22 protein-coding genes are annotated in these 20,877 nt (G+C 71.9%); all 22 read left to right on the forward strand.

All coding sequences use genetic code 11. The features are described 5' to 3' along the window. Nucleotides 1-38: 38 nt before the first annotated feature. The 22 genes from mihF (at nt 39) to whiA (ending at nt 20,548) form a co-directional block, all read left to right on the forward strand. Complete coding sequence (gene mihF, locus ACYVIP_RS14435) at nt 39-356, forward strand: integration host factor, actinobacterial type (RefSeq protein ID WP_460396229.1); 318 nt, start codon at nt 39-41, stop codon at nt 354-356. Next, the gene (gene gmk, locus ACYVIP_RS14440) at nt 353-961 is read left to right on the forward strand and encodes a guanylate kinase (RefSeq protein WP_460396231.1); all 609 of its coding nucleotides are present in this window, start codon (nt 353-355) and stop codon (nt 959-961) included. The genes mihF and gmk overlap by 4 nt, the downstream gene beginning before the upstream one ends. Next, entirely contained in the window at nt 958-1,248 is a 291-nt protein-coding gene (rpoZ, locus tag ACYVIP_RS14445; RefSeq protein ID WP_075123567.1) for a DNA-directed RNA polymerase subunit omega, read from the forward strand. Before gmk ends, rpoZ begins: the two co-directional genes overlap by 4 nt. Before the next feature lie 35 nt (nt 1,249-1,283). Continuing rightward, a complete protein-coding gene (gene coaBC, locus ACYVIP_RS14450) occupies nt 1,284-2,486 on the forward strand; it encodes a bifunctional phosphopantothenoylcysteine decarboxylase/phosphopantothenate--cysteine ligase CoaBC (RefSeq protein WP_460396232.1) in 1,203 nt (400 codons plus the stop codon). Between the two features lie 65 nt (nt 2,487-2,551). Beyond that, nucleotides 2,552-3,754, forward strand: coding sequence for a methionine adenosyltransferase (metK, locus tag ACYVIP_RS14455; RefSeq protein WP_460396233.1), 1,203 nt, complete (start codon nt 2,552-2,554; stop codon nt 3,752-3,754). Between the two features lie 9 nt (nt 3,755-3,763). Then, nucleotides 3,764-4,141 (forward strand): DUF5313 family protein, encoded by a 378-nt coding sequence (locus ACYVIP_RS14460; RefSeq protein ID WP_460396236.1) that lies wholly within the window; start codon nt 3,764-3,766, stop codon nt 4,139-4,141. Nucleotides 4,142-4,146: 5 nt separating this feature from the next. Then, nucleotides 4,147-6,126 carry a primosomal protein N' gene (locus tag ACYVIP_RS14465; protein ID WP_460396238.1) on the forward strand — a complete coding sequence of 660 codons (1,980 nt, stop codon included), beginning with the start codon at nt 4,147-4,149 and terminating at the stop codon, nt 6,124-6,126. A 190-nt stretch (nt 6,127-6,316) separates the two neighbouring features. Then, nucleotides 6,317-6,865, forward strand: coding sequence for a peptide deformylase (def, locus tag ACYVIP_RS14470; protein ID WP_460396240.1), 549 nt, complete (start codon nt 6,317-6,319; stop codon nt 6,863-6,865). A gap of 2 nt (nt 6,866-6,867) precedes the next feature. Next, a complete protein-coding gene (gene fmt, locus ACYVIP_RS14475) occupies nt 6,868-7,806 on the forward strand; it encodes a methionyl-tRNA formyltransferase (protein ID WP_460396242.1) in 939 nt (312 codons plus the stop codon). Beyond that, nucleotides 7,803-9,242, forward strand: a complete 1,440-nt coding sequence (locus ACYVIP_RS14480; RefSeq protein ID WP_460396244.1) for an RsmB/NOP family class I SAM-dependent RNA methyltransferase — start codon at nt 7,803-7,805, stop codon at nt 9,240-9,242. The genes fmt and ACYVIP_RS14480 overlap by 4 nt, the downstream gene beginning before the upstream one ends. Beyond that, a complete protein-coding gene (locus ACYVIP_RS14485; RefSeq protein ID WP_460396246.1) occupies nt 9,239-10,228 on the forward strand; it encodes an asparaginase in 990 nt (329 codons plus the stop codon). Before ACYVIP_RS14480 ends, ACYVIP_RS14485 begins: the two co-directional genes overlap by 4 nt. A gap of 73 nt (nt 10,229-10,301) precedes the next feature. Further along, entirely contained in the window at nt 10,302-10,949 is a 648-nt protein-coding gene (gene rpe / locus ACYVIP_RS14490; protein ID WP_460396390.1) for a ribulose-phosphate 3-epimerase, read from the forward strand. Continuing rightward, nucleotides 10,950-11,600: a riboflavin synthase gene (locus tag ACYVIP_RS14495; protein ID WP_460396248.1), complete on the forward strand. Its 651-nt coding sequence runs from the start codon at nt 10,950-10,952 to the stop codon at nt 11,598-11,600. Further along, the gene (locus ACYVIP_RS14500) at nt 11,597-12,841 is read left to right on the forward strand and encodes a bifunctional 3,4-dihydroxy-2-butanone-4-phosphate synthase/GTP cyclohydrolase II (protein WP_460396250.1); all 1,245 of its coding nucleotides are present in this window, start codon (nt 11,597-11,599) and stop codon (nt 12,839-12,841) included. Before ACYVIP_RS14495 ends, ACYVIP_RS14500 begins: the two co-directional genes overlap by 4 nt. A gap of 53 nt (nt 12,842-12,894) precedes the next feature. Beyond that, nucleotides 12,895-13,380, forward strand: coding sequence for a 6,7-dimethyl-8-ribityllumazine synthase (gene ribH, locus ACYVIP_RS14505; RefSeq protein ID WP_460396252.1), 486 nt, complete (start codon nt 12,895-12,897; stop codon nt 13,378-13,380). After that, complete coding sequence (locus ACYVIP_RS14510; protein ID WP_460396254.1) at nt 13,377-13,817, forward strand: PH domain-containing protein; 441 nt, start codon at nt 13,377-13,379, stop codon at nt 13,815-13,817. The genes ribH and ACYVIP_RS14510 overlap by 4 nt, the downstream gene beginning before the upstream one ends. Nucleotides 13,818-13,954: 137 nt before the next feature. After that, complete coding sequence (locus tag ACYVIP_RS14515; protein WP_460396256.1) at nt 13,955-14,419, forward strand: Rieske (2Fe-2S) protein; 465 nt, start codon at nt 13,955-13,957, stop codon at nt 14,417-14,419. 145 nt (nt 14,420-14,564) lie between these two features. Then, nucleotides 14,565-15,602 (forward strand): GDSL-type esterase/lipase family protein, encoded by a 1,038-nt coding sequence (locus tag ACYVIP_RS14520; RefSeq protein ID WP_460396258.1) that lies wholly within the window; start codon nt 14,565-14,567, stop codon nt 15,600-15,602. Nucleotides 15,603-15,670: 68 nt separating this feature from the next. Then, a complete protein-coding gene (gene uvrC / locus ACYVIP_RS14525) occupies nt 15,671-17,653 on the forward strand; it encodes an excinuclease ABC subunit UvrC (RefSeq protein ID WP_460396260.1) in 1,983 nt (660 codons plus the stop codon). Then, nucleotides 17,650-18,531, forward strand: a complete 882-nt coding sequence (rapZ, locus tag ACYVIP_RS14530; RefSeq protein WP_460396262.1) for an RNase adapter RapZ — start codon at nt 17,650-17,652, stop codon at nt 18,529-18,531. The genes uvrC and rapZ overlap by 4 nt, the downstream gene beginning before the upstream one ends. Beyond that, nucleotides 18,528-19,481 carry a gluconeogenesis factor YvcK family protein gene (locus tag ACYVIP_RS14535; RefSeq protein WP_460396264.1) on the forward strand — a complete coding sequence of 318 codons (954 nt, stop codon included), beginning with the start codon at nt 18,528-18,530 and terminating at the stop codon, nt 19,479-19,481. The genes rapZ and ACYVIP_RS14535 overlap by 4 nt, the downstream gene beginning before the upstream one ends. 80 nt (nt 19,482-19,561) lie before the next feature. Further along, nucleotides 19,562-20,548 (forward strand): DNA-binding protein WhiA, encoded by a 987-nt coding sequence (gene whiA, locus ACYVIP_RS14540; RefSeq protein ID WP_460396266.1) that lies wholly within the window; start codon nt 19,562-19,564, stop codon nt 20,546-20,548. Nucleotides 20,549-20,877 lie beyond the last annotated feature (329 nt).

The raw sequence follows: 20,877 nt of genomic DNA on the forward strand, positions 1-20,877 counted from the left end.
ACCGATCCACAGACAACCCCACCCCCCCGGAGGAAATCGTGGCCCTTCCCCAGCTGACCGAGGAGCAGCGGGCCGCAGCGCTGGAGAAGGCGGCTGCCGCCCGTCGCGCCCGAGCTGAGCTCAAGGAGCGCTTGAAGCGAGGTGGCACCACCCTCAAGGACGTGCTCACCCAAGCTGAAAAAGACGAGGTCCTGGGCAAGATGAAGGTCACCGCACTACTCGAGGCCCTTCCAGGCGTCGGCAAGGTGCGTGCCCAGCAGATCATCGAGCGCCTGGAAATCGCGCCGAGCCGCCGCCTGCGCGGTCTCGGCGAGCGTCAGCGTAAGGCGCTGCTCGCCGAGTTCAGCGGCGAGTGAGTTACTCGCCCCGCGACAACCGGAGGGGTCGGCTGATTGTTTTGGCCGGCCCCTCCGGCGTCGGCAAGAGCAGCGTGGTGCGCGAGCTGCTCGTGACCTATCCCGACCTGTGGTTCAGCGTTTCGGTCACCACCCGCGAACAGCGGCCGGGTGAGCGCGACGGCGTGGACTACACGTTCATCAGCCCCGCGGAGTTCGACCGCATGGTCGCCGAGGACGAGTTGTTGGAGTGGGCGGAGATCCACCGCGGCACTCATCGTTCCGGCACTCCGAGGGCACCGATCGAGAATCGTCTCGACGCCGGCCAGCCGGCGTTGGTCGAGGTCGATCTGCAGGGCGCCAGGGCGCTGCGGCGCAGCATGCCGGAGGCGTTCCTGGTCTTTCTCAGCCCGCCGAGCTGGGAGGCTCTGGTCGAACGCCTTGTCGGGCGGGGGACCGAGTCGCCGGAGATCGTCGAGCGCCGGCTGCGCACCGCGAAGGAGGAACTCGCCGCCAAGGACGAGTTCGACGCCGTCGTGGTGAACACCGACGTGCGGACCGCCGCCAAGGAGTTGCTAACCTTGGTACTTGACAAATCTTCTGACCAGCTGGAGAACCACGAGTGATCACCCCCACCGAGTTGGGCGCACTGGGTGACCCGACGAGCCCACAGCTCGAAGGCATCACCAACCCCCCGATCGACGACCTGCTCGACAAGGTCAGCTCGAAGTACGCGCTGGTGATCTACGCGGCCAAGCGTGCTCGGCAGATCAACGACTACTACGCGCAGCTCGGCGAAGGCCTGCTGGAGTACGTCGGCCCACTGGTGGAGCCGGGTCCGCGGGAGAAGCCGCTGTCCATCGCGCTCCGCGAGATCCACGCCGGCCTGCTCGAACACACCGAGGGCGAGTGACCGAGGCCGCGTCCCGACCTCGCGTCGTTCTTGGCGTGGGGGGCGGGGTCGCGGCCTACAAGGCGGCCGAGGTCCTCCGCCGGCTGACCGAGTCCGGACACGACGTCCGGGTGGTGCCGACGGCGGCCGCGCTGCGGTTCGTCGGAGCGGCCACCTTCGAGGCGCTGTCGGGCAACCCGGTGCACACCGAGGTGTTCGCCGACGTGCCCGAGGTGCCGCACGTACGTCTCGGGCAGGAGGCCGACCTCGTCCTGGTCGTGCCGGCCACCGCCGACCTGCTCGCCAAAGCCGCGGGCGGACTGGCCGACGACCTGCTCACCAACACCCTGCTGACCGCGCGCTGCCCGGTGCTGATGGTCCCGGCCATGCACACCGAGATGTGGGAGCACGCGGCCACCACGGCCAACGTGGCCACGCTGCGTGCGCGCGGTGTGGTCGTCGCTGAGCCGGCCAGCGGCCGGCTGACCGGCAAGGACTCCGGCAAGGGCAGGCTGCCCGACCCGGCCGAGATCGTCGACCTCGCCCGGCTGCTGCTCGACCGCCCCGACGCGCTCCCGCGTGACCTCGAGGGCCGCCGGGTGGTCATCTCCGCCGGCGGCACCCGCGAGCCGCTCGACCCCGTCCGCTACCTCGGCAACCGCTCGTCGGGCAAGCAGGGCTACGCGCTGGCCCGTACCGCCGTGCAGCGCGGCGCCACCGTCACGCTGGTCGCGGCCGCTACCGTGGCGCTGCCCGACGTCGCCGGCGCGGAGCTGGTCAAGGTCGGCACGGCCGAAGAACTGCGCGCGGTCATGCACACGGTCTCGGTGGGCGCCGACGTGGTGGTGATGGCCGCCGCGGTCGCCGACTTCCGGCCGACCGACCGGGCCACGTACAAGATCAAGAAGACCGACCGCGACCCCGACCCGATCGCGCTCACCCGCAACCCCGACATCCTCGCCGAGCTGGTGCGGGCGCGCACCGACGGGCAGGTCGTCGGGCAGGTCATCGTGGGTTTCGCGGCCGAGACGGGCGACAGCGCGGGCGACGTGCTCGAGCACGCGCGGGTCAAGCTCAAACGCAAGGGCGCCGATCTGCTGGTGGTGAACGCCGTCGGCGAGGGCAAGGCCTTCGAGACCGAGGACAACTCCGGGTGGCTACTATCTGCCGATGGATCGGAACGGGCTGTCGCGCTGAGTAGCAAGTCGCACATGGCGTCCGATATATGGGATGCGGTAGTGCCGTTCATACAGGCGTGACTCGTTCTCCAGTTCCATCAGTACGCTTTGTGCAACAAATCCGCGATTAACTGGGTAGGTATGACGTGACTGAGTCCGCGAGCAGGCTGTTCACCAGCGAGTCGGTGACCGAAGGACACCCGGACAAGATCTGTGACGCGATCAGCGACTCCATCCTGGATGCGCTGCTGGAGAAGGATCCCCGGTCCAGGGTCGCGGTGGAGACCATGGTCACCACCGGCCAGGTGCACGTCGCGGGCGAGGTGACCACCGAGGCGTACGCCGACATCCCCGCGCTGGTCCGCGACACGATCCTCAAGATCGGTTACGACTCGTCGGCCAAGGGCTTCGACGGCAACTCCTGTGGCGTGAACATCGCGATCGGTTCCCAGTCGCCGGACATCGCGCAGGGCGTCGACACCGCCTACGAGCAGCGGGTCGACCAGGAGGAAGACGAGATCGCCAAGCAGGGCGCAGGCGACCAGGGCCTGATGTTCGGCTACGCGTGCACCGACACCCCCGAGCTCATGCCGCTGCCGATCGCGCTGGCCCACCGGCTGTCCAAGCGGCTGACCGACGTCCGCAACAACGGCCAGCTGCCCTACCTGCGCCCGGACGGCAAGACCCAGGTCACCATCGAGTACGCGGGCGACCAGGCGGTCCGGCTGGACACCGTCGTGGTGTCCTCCCAGCACGCCGAGGGCGTCGACCTGGAGAAGCTGCTCACCGTCGACGTGCTGGAGCAGGTCGTCAAGCCCGAGCTGGCCGAGCTGGACCTGGACACCGACGACGTGCGCCTGCTGGTCAACCCGACCGGCCGGTTCGTCATCGGCGGCCCGATGGGTGACGCCGGCCTGACCGGTCGCAAGATCATCGTGGACACCTACGGCGGCATGGCCCGTCACGGTGGCGGCGCGTTCTCCGGCAAGGACCCGTCGAAGGTGGACCGCTCGGCCGCGTACGCGATGCGCTGGGTGGCCAAGAACGCGATCGCCGCCGGTCTCGCGACCCGCGTCGAGGTCCAGGTCGCCTACGCGATCGGCAAGGCCGCCCCGGTCGGGCTGTTCGTCGAGACCTTCGGCACCGAGACCGTCGACCCGACCAAGATCCAGCAGGCGATCAGCCAGGTCTTCGACCTGCGCCCGGCCGCGATCATCCGCGACCTGGACCTGCTGCGCCCGATCTACAAGCAGACCGCGGCGTACGGCCACTTCGGTCGTCCCGAGCTGGACCTGCCGTGGGAGCGCACCGACCGGGCGGACGCGTTGAAGTCTCTGGCCGGCGCCTAGACTGGCCAGGTGCGACGACCCACCCCGAGCAAGTGGCTGCGGTACGCGGTCGGCGGAACTCTGCCGGCCGCGTACCGCGAGTGGGTTCTCTATGACCTGACCTGCCAGTCGTGGGTGTTCCGCCACCTGGCGCGGGTGCAGGTCATGCTGAGCGTCTGGCTGGTGGTCCTGCTGGTGCCCGCGCCGCTGGACGTGCGGTTGTGGATGATGGCGCTCGGCTACTTCACCTCGCTGTACTTCTCCTTCTCCTTCATGGAGGACGCCTGTGAGCGGCGGTTGGTGAAGCACGGCTTCCCGGCCGGGCTCAACCGCACCATCCGGGAGGAGTCCACCATTGGCCAGCGGGCGGAGCTGGCGTCCAGGTACACCGCCTACTACGGCGGCTAGCCGCGTTGTCCGTCCCGCGTAAGGGCGAGCTGGTCGCGGCCGCCGAGCTCCCGGTCGCCAAGGTGGTCGTCGACGTGCCGCTGGCGCACCTGGACCGCCCGTTCGACTACCTCGTGCCGACCACCCTCGACGACACCGCCGTGCCCGGCTGCCGGGTGCGGGTGCGGTTCGCCGGCAAACAGGTCGACGGGTTCCTGCTGTGCCGCGCGGCCGAGTCCGACTTCGGCGGCAAGCTGGGCTTCCTGACCAAGGTCGTCTCGCCGGAACCCGTGCTGGCGCCGGAGATCGCGACCCTCACCCGGGCCGTGGCCGACCGCTACGCCGGCAGCATGATCGACGTGCTGCGGCTCGCCATCCCGCCCCGGCACGCCGAGGTCGCGGCCGAGCCGGCTCCCGAGCCGGCGCCGCGCCCCGCGCTGCCGGACGCGCAGGGGTGGCGCCGCTACCCGCGCGGCCCCGCCTTCCTGGACGCGGTGCTCACCGGCAAGCAGGCGCACGCGGCCTGGCAGGTCACGCCCGGCGAGGACTGGCCGACCCGGCTGGCCGAGCTGGCGGTCACCGCCGCCGCCGGCGACCGGGGCGCGGTGCTGGTGGTACCCGACTACCGCGACGTCGCCCGGCTGCACGCCGCGTGCGTGGCGCTGGCGGGGGAGCAGGCCGTGGTCGCGCTGTCGGCCGACGCCGGACCGGCCAAGCGGTACCGCCGGTGGCTGTCGGTGCTGCGCGGCGGCGCGCGGATCGTGGTCGGCACCCGGGCCAGCGTGTTCGCGCCGGTACACCGGCCGGGCGTGTTCGTGGTGTGGGACGACGGCGACGACCTGCACGCCGATCCGCACTCGCCCTACCCGCACGTGCGCGACGTGCTGATCCAGCGGGCGCACGCGGTCGGCGCGTCGCTGGTGGTCGCCGGGATCGCGCGCACGGCCGAGGCCCAGCTGCTGGTCGAGTCGGGCTGGGCGCCGGAGATCGTGGCGTCCAGGGAGGAGCTGCGGGCCGCGTCGCCCAGGATCGTGGCGCTGGGGGAGAGCGACCTGCAACTGGCGCGCGACCCGGCGGCGCGCGCGGCGCGGATCCCGTCGGTGGCCTTCGACGCGGCGCGCGCGGCGCTCAAGGACGGGCGGCCGGTGCTGGTCCAGGTGCCCCGGGGCGGGTATGTCCCGACGCTGGCCTGCCAGCAGTGCCGTGGGCCCGCGCGCTGCCGGCGCTGTGCCGGACCGCTCGGCCTGCCGGCCGGCGGGCAGGCCGGCACGCCGACCTGCCGGTGGTGCGGCGTGCCGGACACCGCTTTCCGGTGTGGCAACTGCGGTTCCCGGCGGTTGCGGGCGATCGTCGTCGGCGCGAAGCGGACCGCCGAGGAGCTGGGGCGGGCCTTCGCCGACGTGCCGGTCCTCGGCTCGGGGGCCAGCGCCGTGCTGTCGGAGGTCGAGGCGCGGCCCGCGTTGGTGGTGGCCACCCCGGGGGCCGAGCCGGTGGCCGCCGGCGGCTACGGGGCGGCGTTGTTGCTCGACGGCTGGGCGCTGCTCGGCCGGGCAGACCTGCGGGCCTCGGAGGAGGCGTTGCGCCGGTGGATGACCGCCGCCGCGCTGGTGCGCGCGCACCGCGACGGTGGCCGGGTGGTGGTGCTGGCCGAGTCCGTGCTCGCGCCGGTGCAGGCGCTCGTCCGCTGGGACCCCGCCTGGCACGCCGGCCTGGAGCTGGCCGGGCGCACCGAGCTCGGGTTCCCGCCCTCGGTGCGGATGGCGGCGGTGGACGGGCAGGCCAAAGCGCTGGCGCTCTTCCTGGAGGAGCTGGTGTTGCCGGACACCGGCGAGATCCTCGGCCCGGTGCCCATCGGGCCGGACGAGAAGGAGCGCGCGCTGGTCCGCACGACCAGGGCGCAGGGCCGGGCGCTGGCCGCCGCGTTGGCCACCGCGCAACACGCGCGGACCGCGCGCAAGGAGCCCGACCCGATCCGGGTCCGCCTCGACCCCCTGGAACTGATCTGACCCAGGCGGCACCGTGATGCCTCGAATGACCCGTTCAGGACGCTGAGCGTCTCGAATGACCCATTCAGGGCTTTGTCCGTGCGTCTCGTGATGGTCACGTGTTGACGTGGCCGGAGGCGCACTCAACGTTGCATCATCCGGCACTGAATAGACTGAACGGGCCCGCCCCGATTCCGTCCTTGGGAGAACAGTGACCGTCCAGCCCATTCGGCTATTCGGTGATCCGGTGCTGCGCACCCCCGCCGCCGAGGTCGTCGACTTCGACCGGGAGCTGCACAACCTGGTCAAGGACCTCTGGGACACCATGGAGTCCCAGGGCGGCGCCGGCCTGGCCGCGCCCCAGCTCGGCGTCGGCCTGCGGGTGTTCACCTACCACTGCGAGGGCGACGCCGGTCACCTGGTGAACCCGACCTGGGTGGCCAGCGACGAGCAGACCCAGCTCGGCGAGGAGGGGTGTCTGTCCATCCCCGGCCTGTACTGGGACTGTGTCCGGGCGAAGAACGTGGTCGCCCGCGGCTGGAACATGCACGGCGAGCCGGTACAGCTGGAGGGCTCGGACCTGCTCGCCCGCTGCCTGCAGCACGAGACCGACCACCTCGACGGGGTGCTGTTCCTCGACCGGCTCGACGCCCCGACGCGCAAGGCGGCGATGAAGGAGATCCGGCAGGCCGACTGGTTCGACGGCGCCGTGCCGACGATCAAACAGAGCCCCCATTCCCTGTTCGGCGGTGCCGGCTGACGATGCGGTTGGTATTCGCGGGCACCCCCGACGTCGCGCTCCCCGCCCTGCGCGCGTTGCTCGACGGCGGCCGGCACGAGGTCGCGGCCGTGGTCACCAGGCCGGACGCGCCCGCCGGCCGAGGCAGGCATCTGGTCCGCTCCCCGGTCGGCGCGCTGGCCGACGAGCACGGCATCGAGGTACTCACCCCACCCAAGGCGGGCGACCCCGACTTCCTCGCCCGGCTGCGGGAGATCGCGCCGGACTGCTGCCCGGTGGTGGCCTACGGCGGGCTGCTGCCCCAGTCCGCGCTGGACATCCCGCCGCACGGGTGGGTCAACCTGCACTTCTCGGTCCTGCCGGCGTGGCGCGGGGCCGCCCCGGTGCAGGCCGCGGTGCGCCATGGCGACGAGATCACCGGCGCCAGCACGTTCCGGATCGTCAAGGCGCTGGACGCGGGCCCGGTGTTCGGCGTGCTCACCGAGCCGGTCCGGGCCGAGGACACCGCGGGCGGGCTGCTCGGCCGGCTCGCCGAGGCGGGCGCCGGCCTGCTGGTGTCCACTGTGGACGGTATCGCGGACGGTACGCTGGCCCCGGTCGAGCAGTCCGGCGACGGGGTGAGCTACGCGCCCAAGGTGACCACCGAGGACGCCCGCGCCGACTTCACCCTGCCGGCCGTCGCGGTGGACCGGCTGGTCCGCTCGGTCACCCCCGATCCGGGGGCGTGGGCGGAGTTCCGCGGCGAGCGGATCAAGCTCGGCCCGGTCGGCAGGCCCGACCCGGCCCCCACCGCCGACATCCCGCGGCCGGGAGAGCTGCGGGTGGAACGCAGACAGGTGCTGGTCGGTACCGCGACCGCACCGGTCACGCTTGGCGAGGTACAGGCACCCGGCAAGAAGCGAATGGCAGCGACCGACTGGGCGCGCGGCGCCCGGGTCGAGCCAGGAGAGCGGCTGACGTGACACAGCAAGGACGGCGCCAGGAGCGGTTCTCCCGGCCGAGGAGCCCCCACCCGCCCAAGCGGCGCAGTGGGCCGAGCCGGCCACCGGTGGAGGACCCGGCCAGGCAGGCGGCGCTGGACACGCTGCGGGAGGTCCGCCTGCGCGACGCATACGCCAACCTGCTGCTGCCGCAACTGCTGCGGGAACGCCGGATCACCGGGCGGGACGCGGCGCTGGCCACCGAGCTGGCCTACGGCGCGTGCCGCAGCATCGGCCTGCTCGACGAGATCCTCGACGCCTGCATCGACCGTCCGCTGGCCAAGGTCGAGCCCGGCCTGCTGGACGTCCTGCGGCTGGGCACCTACCAGCTGCTGCGCACCCGGATCCCCCCGCACGCGGCCGTCGCGTCCACGGTCGACCTGGTGCGCGGCGAGCAGGGCTCGCGGCAGACCGGGTTCGTGAACGCCGTGCTGCGCAAGGTCTCCGAGCTCGACGAGGACGCCTGGATGGCCCGGCTGGCGCCCGATCCGGCCACCGACCCCATCGGCAACGTGGCCATGCGCTGCGCGCACCCGCGCTGGGTGGCCCGCGCGTTCGCCGACGCGCTGGGCACCACCGGTGACGAGCTGAAGACCGCGCTGGACGCGGACAACGAGCGCCCGGCGGTGCACCTGGTCGCCCGTCCCGGCGAGGTCACCGCCGAGGAACTGGCCGCGATGACCGGCGGCGAGGTCGCGCCGTACTCGCCCTACGGCGTCCGGCTGGCCGCCGGCGCCGGCGACCCGGCCGGGCTGGAGCCGGTGCGCGAACGGCTGGCCTCGGTGCAGGACGAGGGCAGCCAGCTCTGCGCGATCGCCATGACCCGCCCGGAGATCGAGGGCACCGACGAGCGCTGGCTCGACCTGTGCGCGGGCCCCGGTGGCAAGTCCGCCCTGCTCGCCGCCGTGCTCGGCATCTCCGGCGGCCGCCTGGACGCGGTGGAGAAGGCCCCGCACCGGGCCCGCCTGGTCGAGCGCTCCACCGAGGGCCTGCCGGTCACCGTGCACACCGGCGACGGCCGCCAGCCCGCCGCGCTCGGCCTGGCCGCCGGCACGTTCGACCGCGTCCTGGTCGACGCGCCGTGCACGGGCCTCGGCTCGCTGCGCCGCCGGCCGGAGTCCCGCTGGCGCCGCCGGCCATCCGACGTCGGCGAGCTGACCAAGCTGCAGCGCGAGCTCCTGCTCACCGCCATCGACCTGGTCCGCCCCGGCGGCGTGGTCGGCTACGTGGTCTGCACGCCGCACCTGTCGGAGACCATCGGCGTGGTGGCCGACGTCGTCCGGCGCACCGGGGCCACCACGCTCGACGCCCGCGAGTCGTTCCCGGAGATGCCCGATCTCGGCCAGGGCCCGCACGTGCAGCTGTGGCCCCACCGGCACGGCACCGACGCCATGTTCTGCGCCCTGCTCCGCAAGTGAGCCCTGCCGGGTACGTCTCGGTGATCGCCATGGGCGGCACGATCGCCATGGCGCCGAGTGCCTCCGGCGGCATCGTGCCCTCCCTGGACGCCGCCGACCTGGTCGCGGCCGTTCCCGGGCTCGCCGACCTGGACGTCGAGGTCAGGGCCAGCACGTTGCGCTCCCTGCCCAGCCCGTCCATCGGCTTCGACGACCTGGTCGCCCTCGCCGACCTGGTGGCGGCCGAGCTCGCGGCCGGCGCGGTCGGCGTGGTGATCACCCACGGCACGGACACCATCGAGGAGACCGCGTTCTTCCTCGACCTCACCGTCGAGGGCGACGCGCCGATCGTGGTCACCGGCGCCATGCGCCACCCGGAGGCCGCGGGCGCGGACGGCCCGGCCAACCTCTACGCCGCCGTGCGGGTGGCCGGCGCCCCCACCGCGCGTGGCCTTGGCGCGCTGGTGGTGATGTCCGACGAGATCCACGGGGCCAGGTTCGTCCGCAAGAGCCACACGTTCAGCACCGGCGCGTTCGTCTCGCCCGCGTTCGGTCCGCTGGGCCTGGTGGTCGAGGGCGACCCGAGGATCCGGGGCGTCGCGCGGACCGGGCTGATCCTGCGGGCCGACCCTGCGATCGCCACGCTGCGCGTCGGTCTGCTCACCGTCGCCCTCGGCGACGACGGCGAGCTGCTGAAACGGGCAGGCGACGCGTTGGACGGGCTGGTCATCGCCGGTCTGGGCGCCGGTCACGTGCCGGCCAGGATGGTCGCCACGGTCGCCGCGCACGCCGCGGCGATCCCGGTGGTCCTGGCCTCGCGCACCGGCGCGGGCTCGGTGCTGCGCCACACCTATGGCTACCCGGGGTCCGAGCGGGACCTGCTCGACCGGGGGCTCATCCAGTCCGGGTTCCTCGACCCGGCCAAGGCCCGCGTGCTGCTCCAGCTCCTGCTCGCGAACAAGAAGACCAAACAGGACATCGCGGCGGCCTTCGACCGGTATCGATGACCCCAACTCAGCACAGCGCGAAACACGTGCCGGGCGCTGAGCCAATATGCTCTGGAACGTGCCAGGAAAACCGATGATCGCGCCCAGCATCCTCGCCGCGGACTTCGCCAGACTCGCCGAGGAGACCGCGGCGGTGCGCGGCGCCGACTGGCTGCACGTGGACGTCATGGACGGTCACTTCGTGCCCAATCTCACCATCGGTCTGCCGGTCGTCCAGGCGCTGCTCGACAGCACCGACATCCCCGTCGACTGCCACCTCATGATCGACGACCCCGACCGCTGGGCCGTCGAGTACGCCGAGGCGGGCGCCTACAACGTCACCGTGCACGCCGAGGCGGTCACCGACCCGGTCCGGGTCGCCAAGGACATCCGGGCCGCCGGGGCCAAGGCCGGGTTGTCGATCAAACCGGGCACCCCGTTCGCGCCGATCGCGGAATTGCTGACCCACTACGACACGTTGCTGGTGATGTCGGTCGAGCCGGGTTTCGGCGGCCAGGAGTTCATGCCGGAGGTGCTGGACAAGGTGCGCGCGGCCCGGCGGATGATCGACAGTGGCGAACTGCGGGTGCTGATCGAGATCGACGGCGGGATCAACGCCGACACCATCGCGGTCGCCGCCGAGGCGGGGGTGGACTGTTTCGTCGCCGGCTCGGCGGTCTACGGAGCGGACGACCCGGCCGAAGCGGTCGAGCGGCTGCGGACTATGGCGGAGGGAAGCTAGATGTTCACCGGGATCGTTGAGGAACGCGGCACGGTCGTCGCGGTCGAGAGCCTGCCGGACGCTGCTCGACTGGCCGTCGAGGGACCGCTGGTCACCAGCGATGTCGGCCTTGGCGACTCGATCGCGGTCAACGGCGTGTGCCTCACCGTGGTGAGCGTCGACGGTGGCTCGTTCACCGCCGACGTGATGCGCGAGACCCTGGTCCGCTCGAGCCTGGGCAAGATCGGACCGGGTGACCAGGTCAACCTGGAACGCGCGGCCGAGGTCGGCAAGCGGTTCGGCGGGCACATCGTGCAGGGCCACGTCGACGGCACCGGCGTGGTGCTCACCCGCCAGCCGTCGACGCACTGGGACCTGGTGCGCATCGGCCTGCCCAGCTACCTGGCCAAATACCTGGTAGAGAAGGGGTCGATCACGGTCGACGGGGTGTCCCTCACCGTGGTAGACGTGACCGACGACGATTTCTCCGTCAGCCTCATCCCGGAGACTCTGCGAGCCACCACCCTCGGCGTCCGGCAGCCGGGTGACCTGGTGAATCTCGAGGTGGACGTGGTCGCCAAGTACATCGAGAGGTTGGCCGCGCCACACTTGCCCGCCACCCGGAGCGGGGCGGAGCAGAATGGGCGCATCACCGAGCGGGAGACACGATGAGTGACGTCAGCGGGATCGAACGGGCGGTCGCGGACATCAAGGCCGGTCGCCCGGTCATCGTCGTGGACGACGAGGACCGGGAGAACGAGGGCGACCTCATCTTCGCCGCCGAGAAGGCCACTCCCGAGCTGATCGCGTTCATGGTGCGCTACACCTCCGGCTACATCTGCGTCCCGCTGACCGAGGTCGACTGCAAGCGCCTCGACCTCCCGCCGATGTTCCACACCAACCAGGACGTGCGCGGCACCGCCTACACGGTGACCGTCGACGCCAAGGACGGCGTGTCGACCGGCATCTCGGCCGCCGACCGCGCGCACACCATCCGGCTGCTGGCCGACGAGCAGGCCACCGCGAGCGACTTCACCCGCCCCGGGCACGTGGTTCCGTTACGCGCCAAGGAGGGCGGCGTGCTGCGCCGCCCAGGCCACACCGAGGCCGCGATCGACCTCGCCGTGCTCGCCGGCCTGCGTCCCGCCGGGGTGCTGTGCGAGATCGTGTCCCAGAAGGACGAGGGCGACATGGCCCGGCGCGACGAGCTCGAGGTGTTCGCCGCCGAGCACGACCTGGCCATCATCTCGATCGCGGACCTGATCGACTACCGGCGGCGTACCGAGGTCCAGGTCGTCCGGGTGGCCGAGGCCAGGATCCCGACCGCGCACGGTTCGTTCCGCGCGGTCGGCTACGACTCCACGCTCGACGGCATCGAGCACATCGCCCTGGTCTACGGCGAGATCGGCGACGGCGAGGACGTGCTGGTGCGCGTCCACTCCGAGTGCCTGACCGGTGACGTGTTCGGTTCGCTGCGGTGCGACTGCGGCCCCCAGCTGGACGCCGCGCTCGCCGCGGTCGCGGCCGAGGGCCGGGGAATCGTGCTGTACATGCGTGGCCACGAGGGCCGGGGGATCGGCCTGATGCACAAGCTGCAGGCATACCAACTCCAGGACGACGGCGCGGACACGGTGGACGCGAACCTGGCGCTCGGCGTGCCGGCGGATGCCCGCGACTACGGTCAGGGCGCGCAGATCCTGGTCAACCTGGGCGTGAAGTCGATGCGCCTGCTGACCAACAACCCGGCCAAGCGGGTCGGCCTCGACGGCTACGGCCTGACGATCGTCGACCGGGTCTCGCTGCCGATCCGCCCGAACTCGGAGAACCTGCGCTACCTGCGTACCAAGCGCGACCGGATGGGCCACGAGCTCGGCGACCTCGACATGGACCTGCTGGAGGGCGGGCGACTGTGAGTGCGCGGTGCCGCCTAGGCTGTGGCTGAGAAGCGAAGCGACCTGGAGACACTATGAGTGGGGTTGGCCGGCCGGAGGTCTCCGTGCCGGAGTGCCCGGACGTTCGGCTGGCGATCGCGGCCACCCGCTGGCACCCCAGGATCACCGACGCGCTGCTCGAGCGGGCGCTGGCGGCGGCCAAGCGGGCGGGCATCGACGAGCCGACCGTGGTCCGGGTGTCGGGCGCGGTCGAGCTGCCGGTCGTGTGCCAGGAGCTGGCCAAACACCATGACGCGGTGGTCGCGCTCGGCGTGGTCATCCGGGGCGGCACCCCGCACTTCGAGTACGTGTGCGACGCGGTCACCGCCGGCCTGACCAGGGTCTCGCTGGACGAGGCCACCCCGGTCGGCAACGGTGTGCTGACGGTCAACACCGAGGACCAGGCGCTCGACCGCAGCGGCCTGCCGGAGTCGACCGAGGACAAGGGCTTCGAGGCCTGCGTCGCGGCCCTGGACACCGCGGTGATCGTGCGCGGCCTGCGCGAGCGGGGCGTCGGATGAGCGTGGTGGCCCGGCCGCGCAAGGCGCGGGTGATCGCCGCGATCGTGGCGGCGGTCCTGCTGGTGGTGTTCACCGTCGCCGGCCTGCTGATGCTGCGCACCCACACCGGCGCCTACTTCGGCCTGTCCGACCAGCTCGCGATGATCGGCATCGGCGTGTTCCTCGCGGCCGGCGCGCTGTGGTTCGCCCGGCCCCGCGTGCGGGCCGACGCCGAGGGCGTCGAGGTGCGCAACATGGCGGGCGCGCGGTTCTTCCGGTGGGCGGACGTCGAGGGCGTCAGTTTCCCCGACGGCGCGCCGTGGGCCAGGCTGGAGTTCGCGAACGACGAGTACGTTCCGCTGGTGGCCGTGCAGGCCATCGACGGTGAGCACGCGGTCGCCGCGATGCGCACGCTGCGCCGGTTCCGCCGCGAGGCCGGCGAGCGAACCGCCGCCTGAACCGGCGATAGGCCGACTGGACGGTGCGCCGCGCACCCATCTGGCGTCGTGAAATGTCGTTCACCGTTGAACCATGTGCGGAGCGCGCGCGTTAGGCCTCGTGTACTGGCAGTCCGATAGATACCAGGAGGCCCGGTTTGACCGCGGTTGAGAATCCCACCACGTCCACCCGAAGCCGTCGGGACATGCTCTGTGGCCTGACCGTCGCCCTCGTCGCGCCCGGCGCGTTGATCGCGGCCTGCGGCAGTGGGGACTCCGGCGGAGATGGCAGTCCCGGCGGTGACAACCAGAGCACGGGTACCGGCACGCCGGGCGGCGGTGGCACGCCGCTCGCGGACATCCCGGACGGCGGCGGCCTGCTCGTGGACGCCCCGAGCGGGAAGGCGTTGCTGGTCCGCAACGGCAACGAGGTCAAGGCATTCAACGCGAGCTGTACCCACCAGGGCACGATCGTGAGCGCGCCCAAGGACGGGGTGGCGGAGTGCCCGAGTCACGGTAGTCAGTTCAAGATGTCCGACGGCTCGCCAGCCAAGGGACCGGCGACCAGCCCGCTGGCCGAGTTGACGGTGACGGTCGACGGAGACCAGGTCACCTTCGCCTGACGCGTCCCGGACCCGCCCTCCGAAGTGAGCTGAACGCAAAATATGAGGGCCATTCGGGTTATAGCCCGGCAGGTTACCGCCTGGTTAGGGTGACTTTCACCATAGGTAACCAGGCGGTGACCGCCGTGGCCCCGGGGAGCTGCTCATGCGTGGGGTACGAATCGTCGGAGCCGGGGCAGCCGCCCTGCTGACCGTCGGCCTGCTGGCCGGCACACCATCGGCGGTCGCCCAGGAGGCGGTCGACGACCGGCCGACGGCGATCGTGTCGCTCGGCGACAGCGCGATCTCCGGCGAGGGCGCGGGGGACTACGAGACCGGCACCCGGGGCGAGAACGGCAACTGGTGCCACCGTTCGGCCAACGCGCTGGTGCACCGCACGGCCGTGGCCGACCACACGATCAACCTGGCGTGCTCGGGGGCGGACGCGGCCAACGTGTCGCTCGCCGACACCACGCACTACACCGAGGGCTCGCAGGCCCGCAGGCTGATCGACGTCGCCGGCGAGTACCGGGTGACGACGGTGATCGTCCAGGTCGGCGCGAACGACGACCCGGCCTTCGCGGACACGCTCCTGGACTGCATCGGCGAGTGGTTCAACCCGTTCGGCGCCGGCTGCCGCGCCGACCTGCGCACCGAATGGCCCCAACGGCTCGCGGCGATGGCGCCCAAGGTCGAGGTGGCGGTCAACGACGTGAAGTCCGCGATGTCCCAGGCGGGGTACGCGGCGGGCAGCTACGACCTGGTGCTCACGTCGTACGCGTCGCCGTTGACCGAGCGGATGGACGAGGTGCTGCACGGGCCGCAGGGCTGCCCGTTCAAGCTGGCGGACGCGGGCTTCGGCCGGACGGAGGCGGTGCCCCAGCTGTCGGCGGCGCTGCGCGGGGTGGCGGACAGGACCGGGGTGAAGTTCCTCGACTTCTCCCGCGGCACCGAGGGCCGGGAGGCGTGCAGCGGCAACGGCGACTCGTCCACCGAGTGGCAGAACCGCGTCAAGGTCGACCCGTGGGCCTGGGTGACCGGCGGCCTGGACGCGATCGGCATCCACCTGGCCCAGGAGTCCTTCCACCCCAACGCCCGCGGCCACGAACAACTCGGCCGCTGCGTAACCGAGTTCATCACCTCCGCCCAACCCTCAGCCACCTGCCTGATCGGCCAGGACGGCAACCTCCACGCCACCCCGTGACCGGCGGCGGCCGACAGTGCGCGCCGGCCCTCCCGTGCACTGTCGGTGGGCGGCCGTAGGCTGGGTGGGTGGCAGATCCGTCGACATATCGGCCGTCGCCGGGGACGATCCCGGACGCTCCGGGGGTGTACAAGTTCCGTGATGCTCGGGACGAGGTCATCTACGTCGGCAAGGCCAAGAGTCTGCGGAGCAGGCTGAACTCCTACTTCGCCGACGTCTCCCTGCTGCACCCGCGTACCCGCCAGATGGTCACCACCGCCGGCTCGGTCGAGTGGACCGTGGTGGCCACCGAGGTCGAGGCCCTCCAGCTCGAGTACAACTGGATCAAGGAGTTCGACCCTCGGTTCAACGTCCGCTACCGGGACGACAAGTCCTACCCGGTGCTCGCGGTCACGCTGCACGAGGAGTACCCCCGCCTGCACGTCTACCGCGGCCCCCGCCGCAAGGGTGTGCGCTACTTCGGTCCCTACGCCCACGCCTGGGCCATCCGCGAGACCCTCGACCTGCTCCTGCGCGTCTTCCCCGCCCGCACCTGCTCCAAGGGCGTCTTCAAGCGCCACGGGCAGATCGGCCGCCCCTGCCTGCTCGGCTACATCGGCAAGTGCTCGGCTCCCTGCGTCGGCCGGGTCAGCGCCGACGAGCACCGGGACATCGTCGACGACTTCTGCGACTTCCTCGCCGGCCACACCGACCGGATGATGCGGCGCATCGAGAAGGAGATGAACGCCGCCTCCGCCGACCTGGAGTTCGAGCGCGCCGCCCGGCTGCGCGACGACCTCGCCGCCCTGCGCCGGGCGATGGAGAAGCAGGCCGTCGTGCTCGGCGACGGCACCGACGCCGACGTGGTCGCCTTCGCCCACGACGAGCTGGAGGCCGCCGTCCAGGTCTTCCACGTGCGCGGCGGCCGGGTCCGCGGCCAGCGCGGCTGGGTCATCGACAAGATCGACGAGATCGACGAGGCGGGCCTGGCCCACCAGTTCGTCAGCCAGTTCTACGGCGACCAGGCCGCGCTGGCCGACGAGGGCACCGCGAGCCCGGTCCCGCGCGAGGTGCTCGTCCCCGCCCTGCCCGACGACGCCCCCGCGATCTCCGACTGGCTCTCGGCCCTGCGCGGCTCCCGGGTCGCGCTGCGCATCCCGCACCGGGGCGACAAGCGCGCGCTCATGGACACCGTCGCGCGCAACGCCAAGGAGGCCTTCGCCCAGCACAAGCTCCGCCGCGCGGGCGACCTCACCGCCCGCTCCGCCGCGCTGCAGGAGCTGCAGGACGCGCTCGGCCTGGACACCGCCCCGCTGCGCATCGAGTGCATCGACATCAGCCACATCCAGGGCGCCGACGTCGTCGCCTCCCTGGTCGTCTTCGAGGACGGGCTGGCGCGCAAGTCCGAGTACCGGCGGTTCGCGATCAGGGAGGCGGCCACCGAGGGGGACGTCGCCTCGATCGCCGAGGTCGTCCGTCGCCGCTTCGCCCGGTACCTGGCCGAGACGAGCGCCGAGACGAGCGCCGAGTCAGGCACCGAGTCAGGCACCGAGCCGAGTACCGAGGTCAGGGCCGGGATCGACCCCGAGACCGGGCGGCCGAAGAAGTTCGCCTACCCGCCGAACCTGCTGGTCGTCGACGGCGCCGGACCCCAGGCCAACGCCGCCGCCGACGTGCTGGCCACCCTCGGCATCGCCGACGTCGCGGTCATCGGGCTGGCCAAGCGGCTGGAGGAGGTCTGGCTGCCGGCCGACCCGGAGCCGACCATCCTCTCCCGCACCAGCGAGGGCCTCTACCTGCTGCAACGCGTCCGCGACGAGGCACACCGGTTCGCCATCGCCTACCATCGCGGCCGGCGCTCGAAACGGATGACCACCTCGGCGCTGGACGGCATCCCGGGCCTCGGCCAGAGCCGCAAGGCCGCGCTGCTCAAGCACTTCGGCTCGCTCAAGCGGTTACGGCAGGCGAGCGTCGAGGACATCAGCGGTGTACCCGGCATCGGCACGCACACCGCCGCGCTGGTACACAGCGCACTGGCGCAGGAAACGCCGGACAAGGGGAGGGGACAATGACGGACAAGGAATCACCTGGGGTGGAAGTCGCGGTGGTCACCGGGCTGTCGGGCGCGGGCAGGAGCACCGCGGCCAAATGCCTGGAGGACCTCGGCTGGTTCGTGGTGGACAACCTGCCGCCCGAGCTGATCAACACCATGGTCGAGCTCGGCGCGAAGGCCCAGGGCGCGGTGACCAAGGTCGCCGTGGTGATGGACGTGCGCAGCCGCGCGTTCACCGACGACCTGGCGTCGATCATCAAGGACCTGGACGCCAGCGAGTACAAGCCACGGGTGCTGTTCCTGGAGGCCACCGACGAGGTGCTGGTCCGCCGGTTCGAGCAGGTCCGCCGCGGCCACCCGCTGCAGGGCGACGGCAGGCTGATCGACGGCATCAAGGCCGAGCGCGACCTGCTCGGCCCGCTGCGCGAGACCGCCGACCTGGCGCTCGACACCAGCACGCTGTCCGTGCACCAGCTGCGGGCCAAGATCGAGGACACCTTCGGCACCGAGAACAGCACCCAGACCAGGGTCACCGTGCTGTCCTTCGGCTACAAGTACGGCCTGCCGATGGACGCCGACCTGGTCATGGACTGCCGCTTCCTGCCAAACCCGTTCTGGATCCCGGAGCTCAAGGACCTCACCGGCAAGGACTCCGACGTGCGCAACTACGTGCTCACCCAGGAGGGCGCCGAGGAGTTCCTCGACCGCTACCACGAGCTGCTGCGGTTGATCGGCGCCGGCTACCGCCGGGAGGGCAAGCGCTACCTCACGCTGGCCATCGGCTGCACCGGCGGCAAGCACCGCAGTGTCTGCATCTCCGAGGAGCTGTCCCGGCGGCTGGCCGACGAGGACCGGATGGCCGTCAAGGTCGTGCACCGGGATCTGGGGCGCGAGTGAAGGCGGTCGCGCTCGGGGGAGGGCAGGGCCTGCACGCCACACTCAGCGCGTTGCGCCAGATCACCCCGGACGTGACCGCGGTGGTGACCGTCGCCGACGACGGCGGGTCCTCCGGCAGGCTGCGTCGTGAGCTCGGCCTGCTGCCGCCGGGCGACCTGCGCAAGGCGCTCGCGGCACTGGCCGGCGAGGAGCACACGCTCTGGCGGACGGTCTTCCAGCACCGGTTCGGGGGAACCGGGGCACTGGCCGGGCACGCGGTCGGCAACCTGCTGCTCGCCGGCCTGCTGGAGGTGATACCCGATCCGGTGATCGCGTTGGACGAGGCCGCCCGGCTGCTCGGGCTGCGCGGCCGGGTGCTGCCGATGTGCGCCGAGCCGCTGGACATCGAGGCCGACGTGGTCGGGCTGGACGAGGACACGCACGCCGTGCGCCGCATCCGGGGCCAGGTCGCGATCGCCACGACCCCCGGCCGGGTGCAACGGATTCGCTTGCACACGGCCGGAAAACCGGGCGCGGTGCCGAGTGCCTGCCCGGCCGCGGTGCGCGCGGTGCTCGACGCGGACGTGGTGCTGCTCGGGCCGGGCTCGTGGTTCACCAGCGTGCTGCCCCACCTGCTGGTCCCGGAGCTGCAGGAGGCGCTCATCACGACTACCGCGTCCCGGATAGTGGTACTGAACCTGGTCCCTCAACCGGGGGAGACCGCCGGCTTCTCCCCGGAACGACACCTGGACGTACTCTGCGAGCACGCACCCCGCCTACGAGTCGACGCGGTGATCGCCGACGCCGACTCCGTGTCCACGCCAGACCGGCTGCGACGGGCGGCGGAGTCGCTGGGAGCGAGCATGCGGTTGGACGGGGTGGCGTCCGCCGAGGCTCGTGAGCGGCACGACCCGAAGGCACTCGCGGAGAGCCTGCGGGACGCCCTGGCGGCGGTGCGCGCGTGCGAGTGATGGGATGTTGGCGGTTCCTGTGGGAGGGATCCGCCGGCGCGGGGTACGGATCGGCGTGTCGTGGGTAGAGGAGGGGCCTCGTGGCGATGACTGCTGCTGTGAAGGACGAGCTGAGCAGACTGGCGGTGTCGAAGACCTGTTGCCGGCGCGCGGAGGTGTCGTCCCTGCTGCGCTTCGCCGGCGGGCTGCACATCGTGGCCGGCCGAGTGGTCGTCGAGGCCGAACTGGACACCGGCGCGGCGGCCAGACGGCTGCGCAAGGAGATCCACGACCTGTTCGGCCACTACGCCGACGTGCACGTGCTGGCCTCCAGCGGCCTGCGCAAGGGCACCCGCTATGTGGTGCGCGTGGTCAAGGACGGTGACGGCCTCGCTCGTCAGACCGGCCTGCTCGACCCGCGCGGTCGCCCGGTGCGCGGGCTGCCGGCGCCGGTGGTGTCCGGCGGGGTGTGTGACGCCGAGGCCGCGTGGCGTGGCGCGTTCCTCGCCCACGGCTCACTGACCGAGCCGGGGCGCTCGTCGGCGCTGGAGATCACCTGTCCCGGCCCGGAGGCCGCGCTGGCACTGGTCGGCGCCGCCCGCCGGATGGGCATCCAGGCCAAGTCCCGCGAGGTGCGCGGGGCCGACCGGGTGGTGGTCCGCGACGGCGACGCGATCGGCGCGATGCTGACCAGGCTCGGCGCGCACACCTCGGTGCTGGCCTGGGAGGAACGCCGGATGCGCCGCGAGGTCCGGGCGACGGCCAACCGCCTGGCCAACTTCGACGACGCCAACCTCCGGCGCTCGGCCCGCGCCGCGGTCGCGGCCGCGGCCAGGGTCCAGCGGGCGATGGAGATCCTCGGCGACACCGCGCCCGACCACCTCAGCGCGGCCGGCAAGCTGCGCCTGTCCAACCGCCAGGCGTCCTTGGAGGAGTTGGGCCAGCTCTCCGACCCGCCGATGACCAAGGACGCGGTGGCCGGCCGGATCCGCCGCCTGCTCGCCATGGCCGACAAGCGCGCCAAGGACCTCGGCCTGCCCGACACCGAGTCGGCGGTAACCCCCGAAATGCTCGACGCCGAGGTCTGAGGTCGAGGTCCGAGCCGAGGTCCGACCCGGCCCACCCCCGCGAGTCCAACGTTCGTGACCCGCGAGTCAAACGCTCCAGACACAATTGGATCCGCCTGACTGACCCCCACGCAGTCAGGCGGATCCACCCCTTCGGGTGCCGCAACCCCCGGGTGGTGAGCCGTCCCCCGCCTCACCACCGTCCAGCGCCCCCACATGGAAAGAGCGGGCGCACCCTCCCCAGATACCGCCGCTGCCGGAAATTCCCTACTTCGGTCGGTGAGGTCCGGGCGGCAACCCCCGGACCGGGTGTCGTGTCACCCAACTGATTCGATACAGTCAGATCGCTC

The sequence above is a fragment of the Actinophytocola sediminis genome (assembly GCF_054779715.1).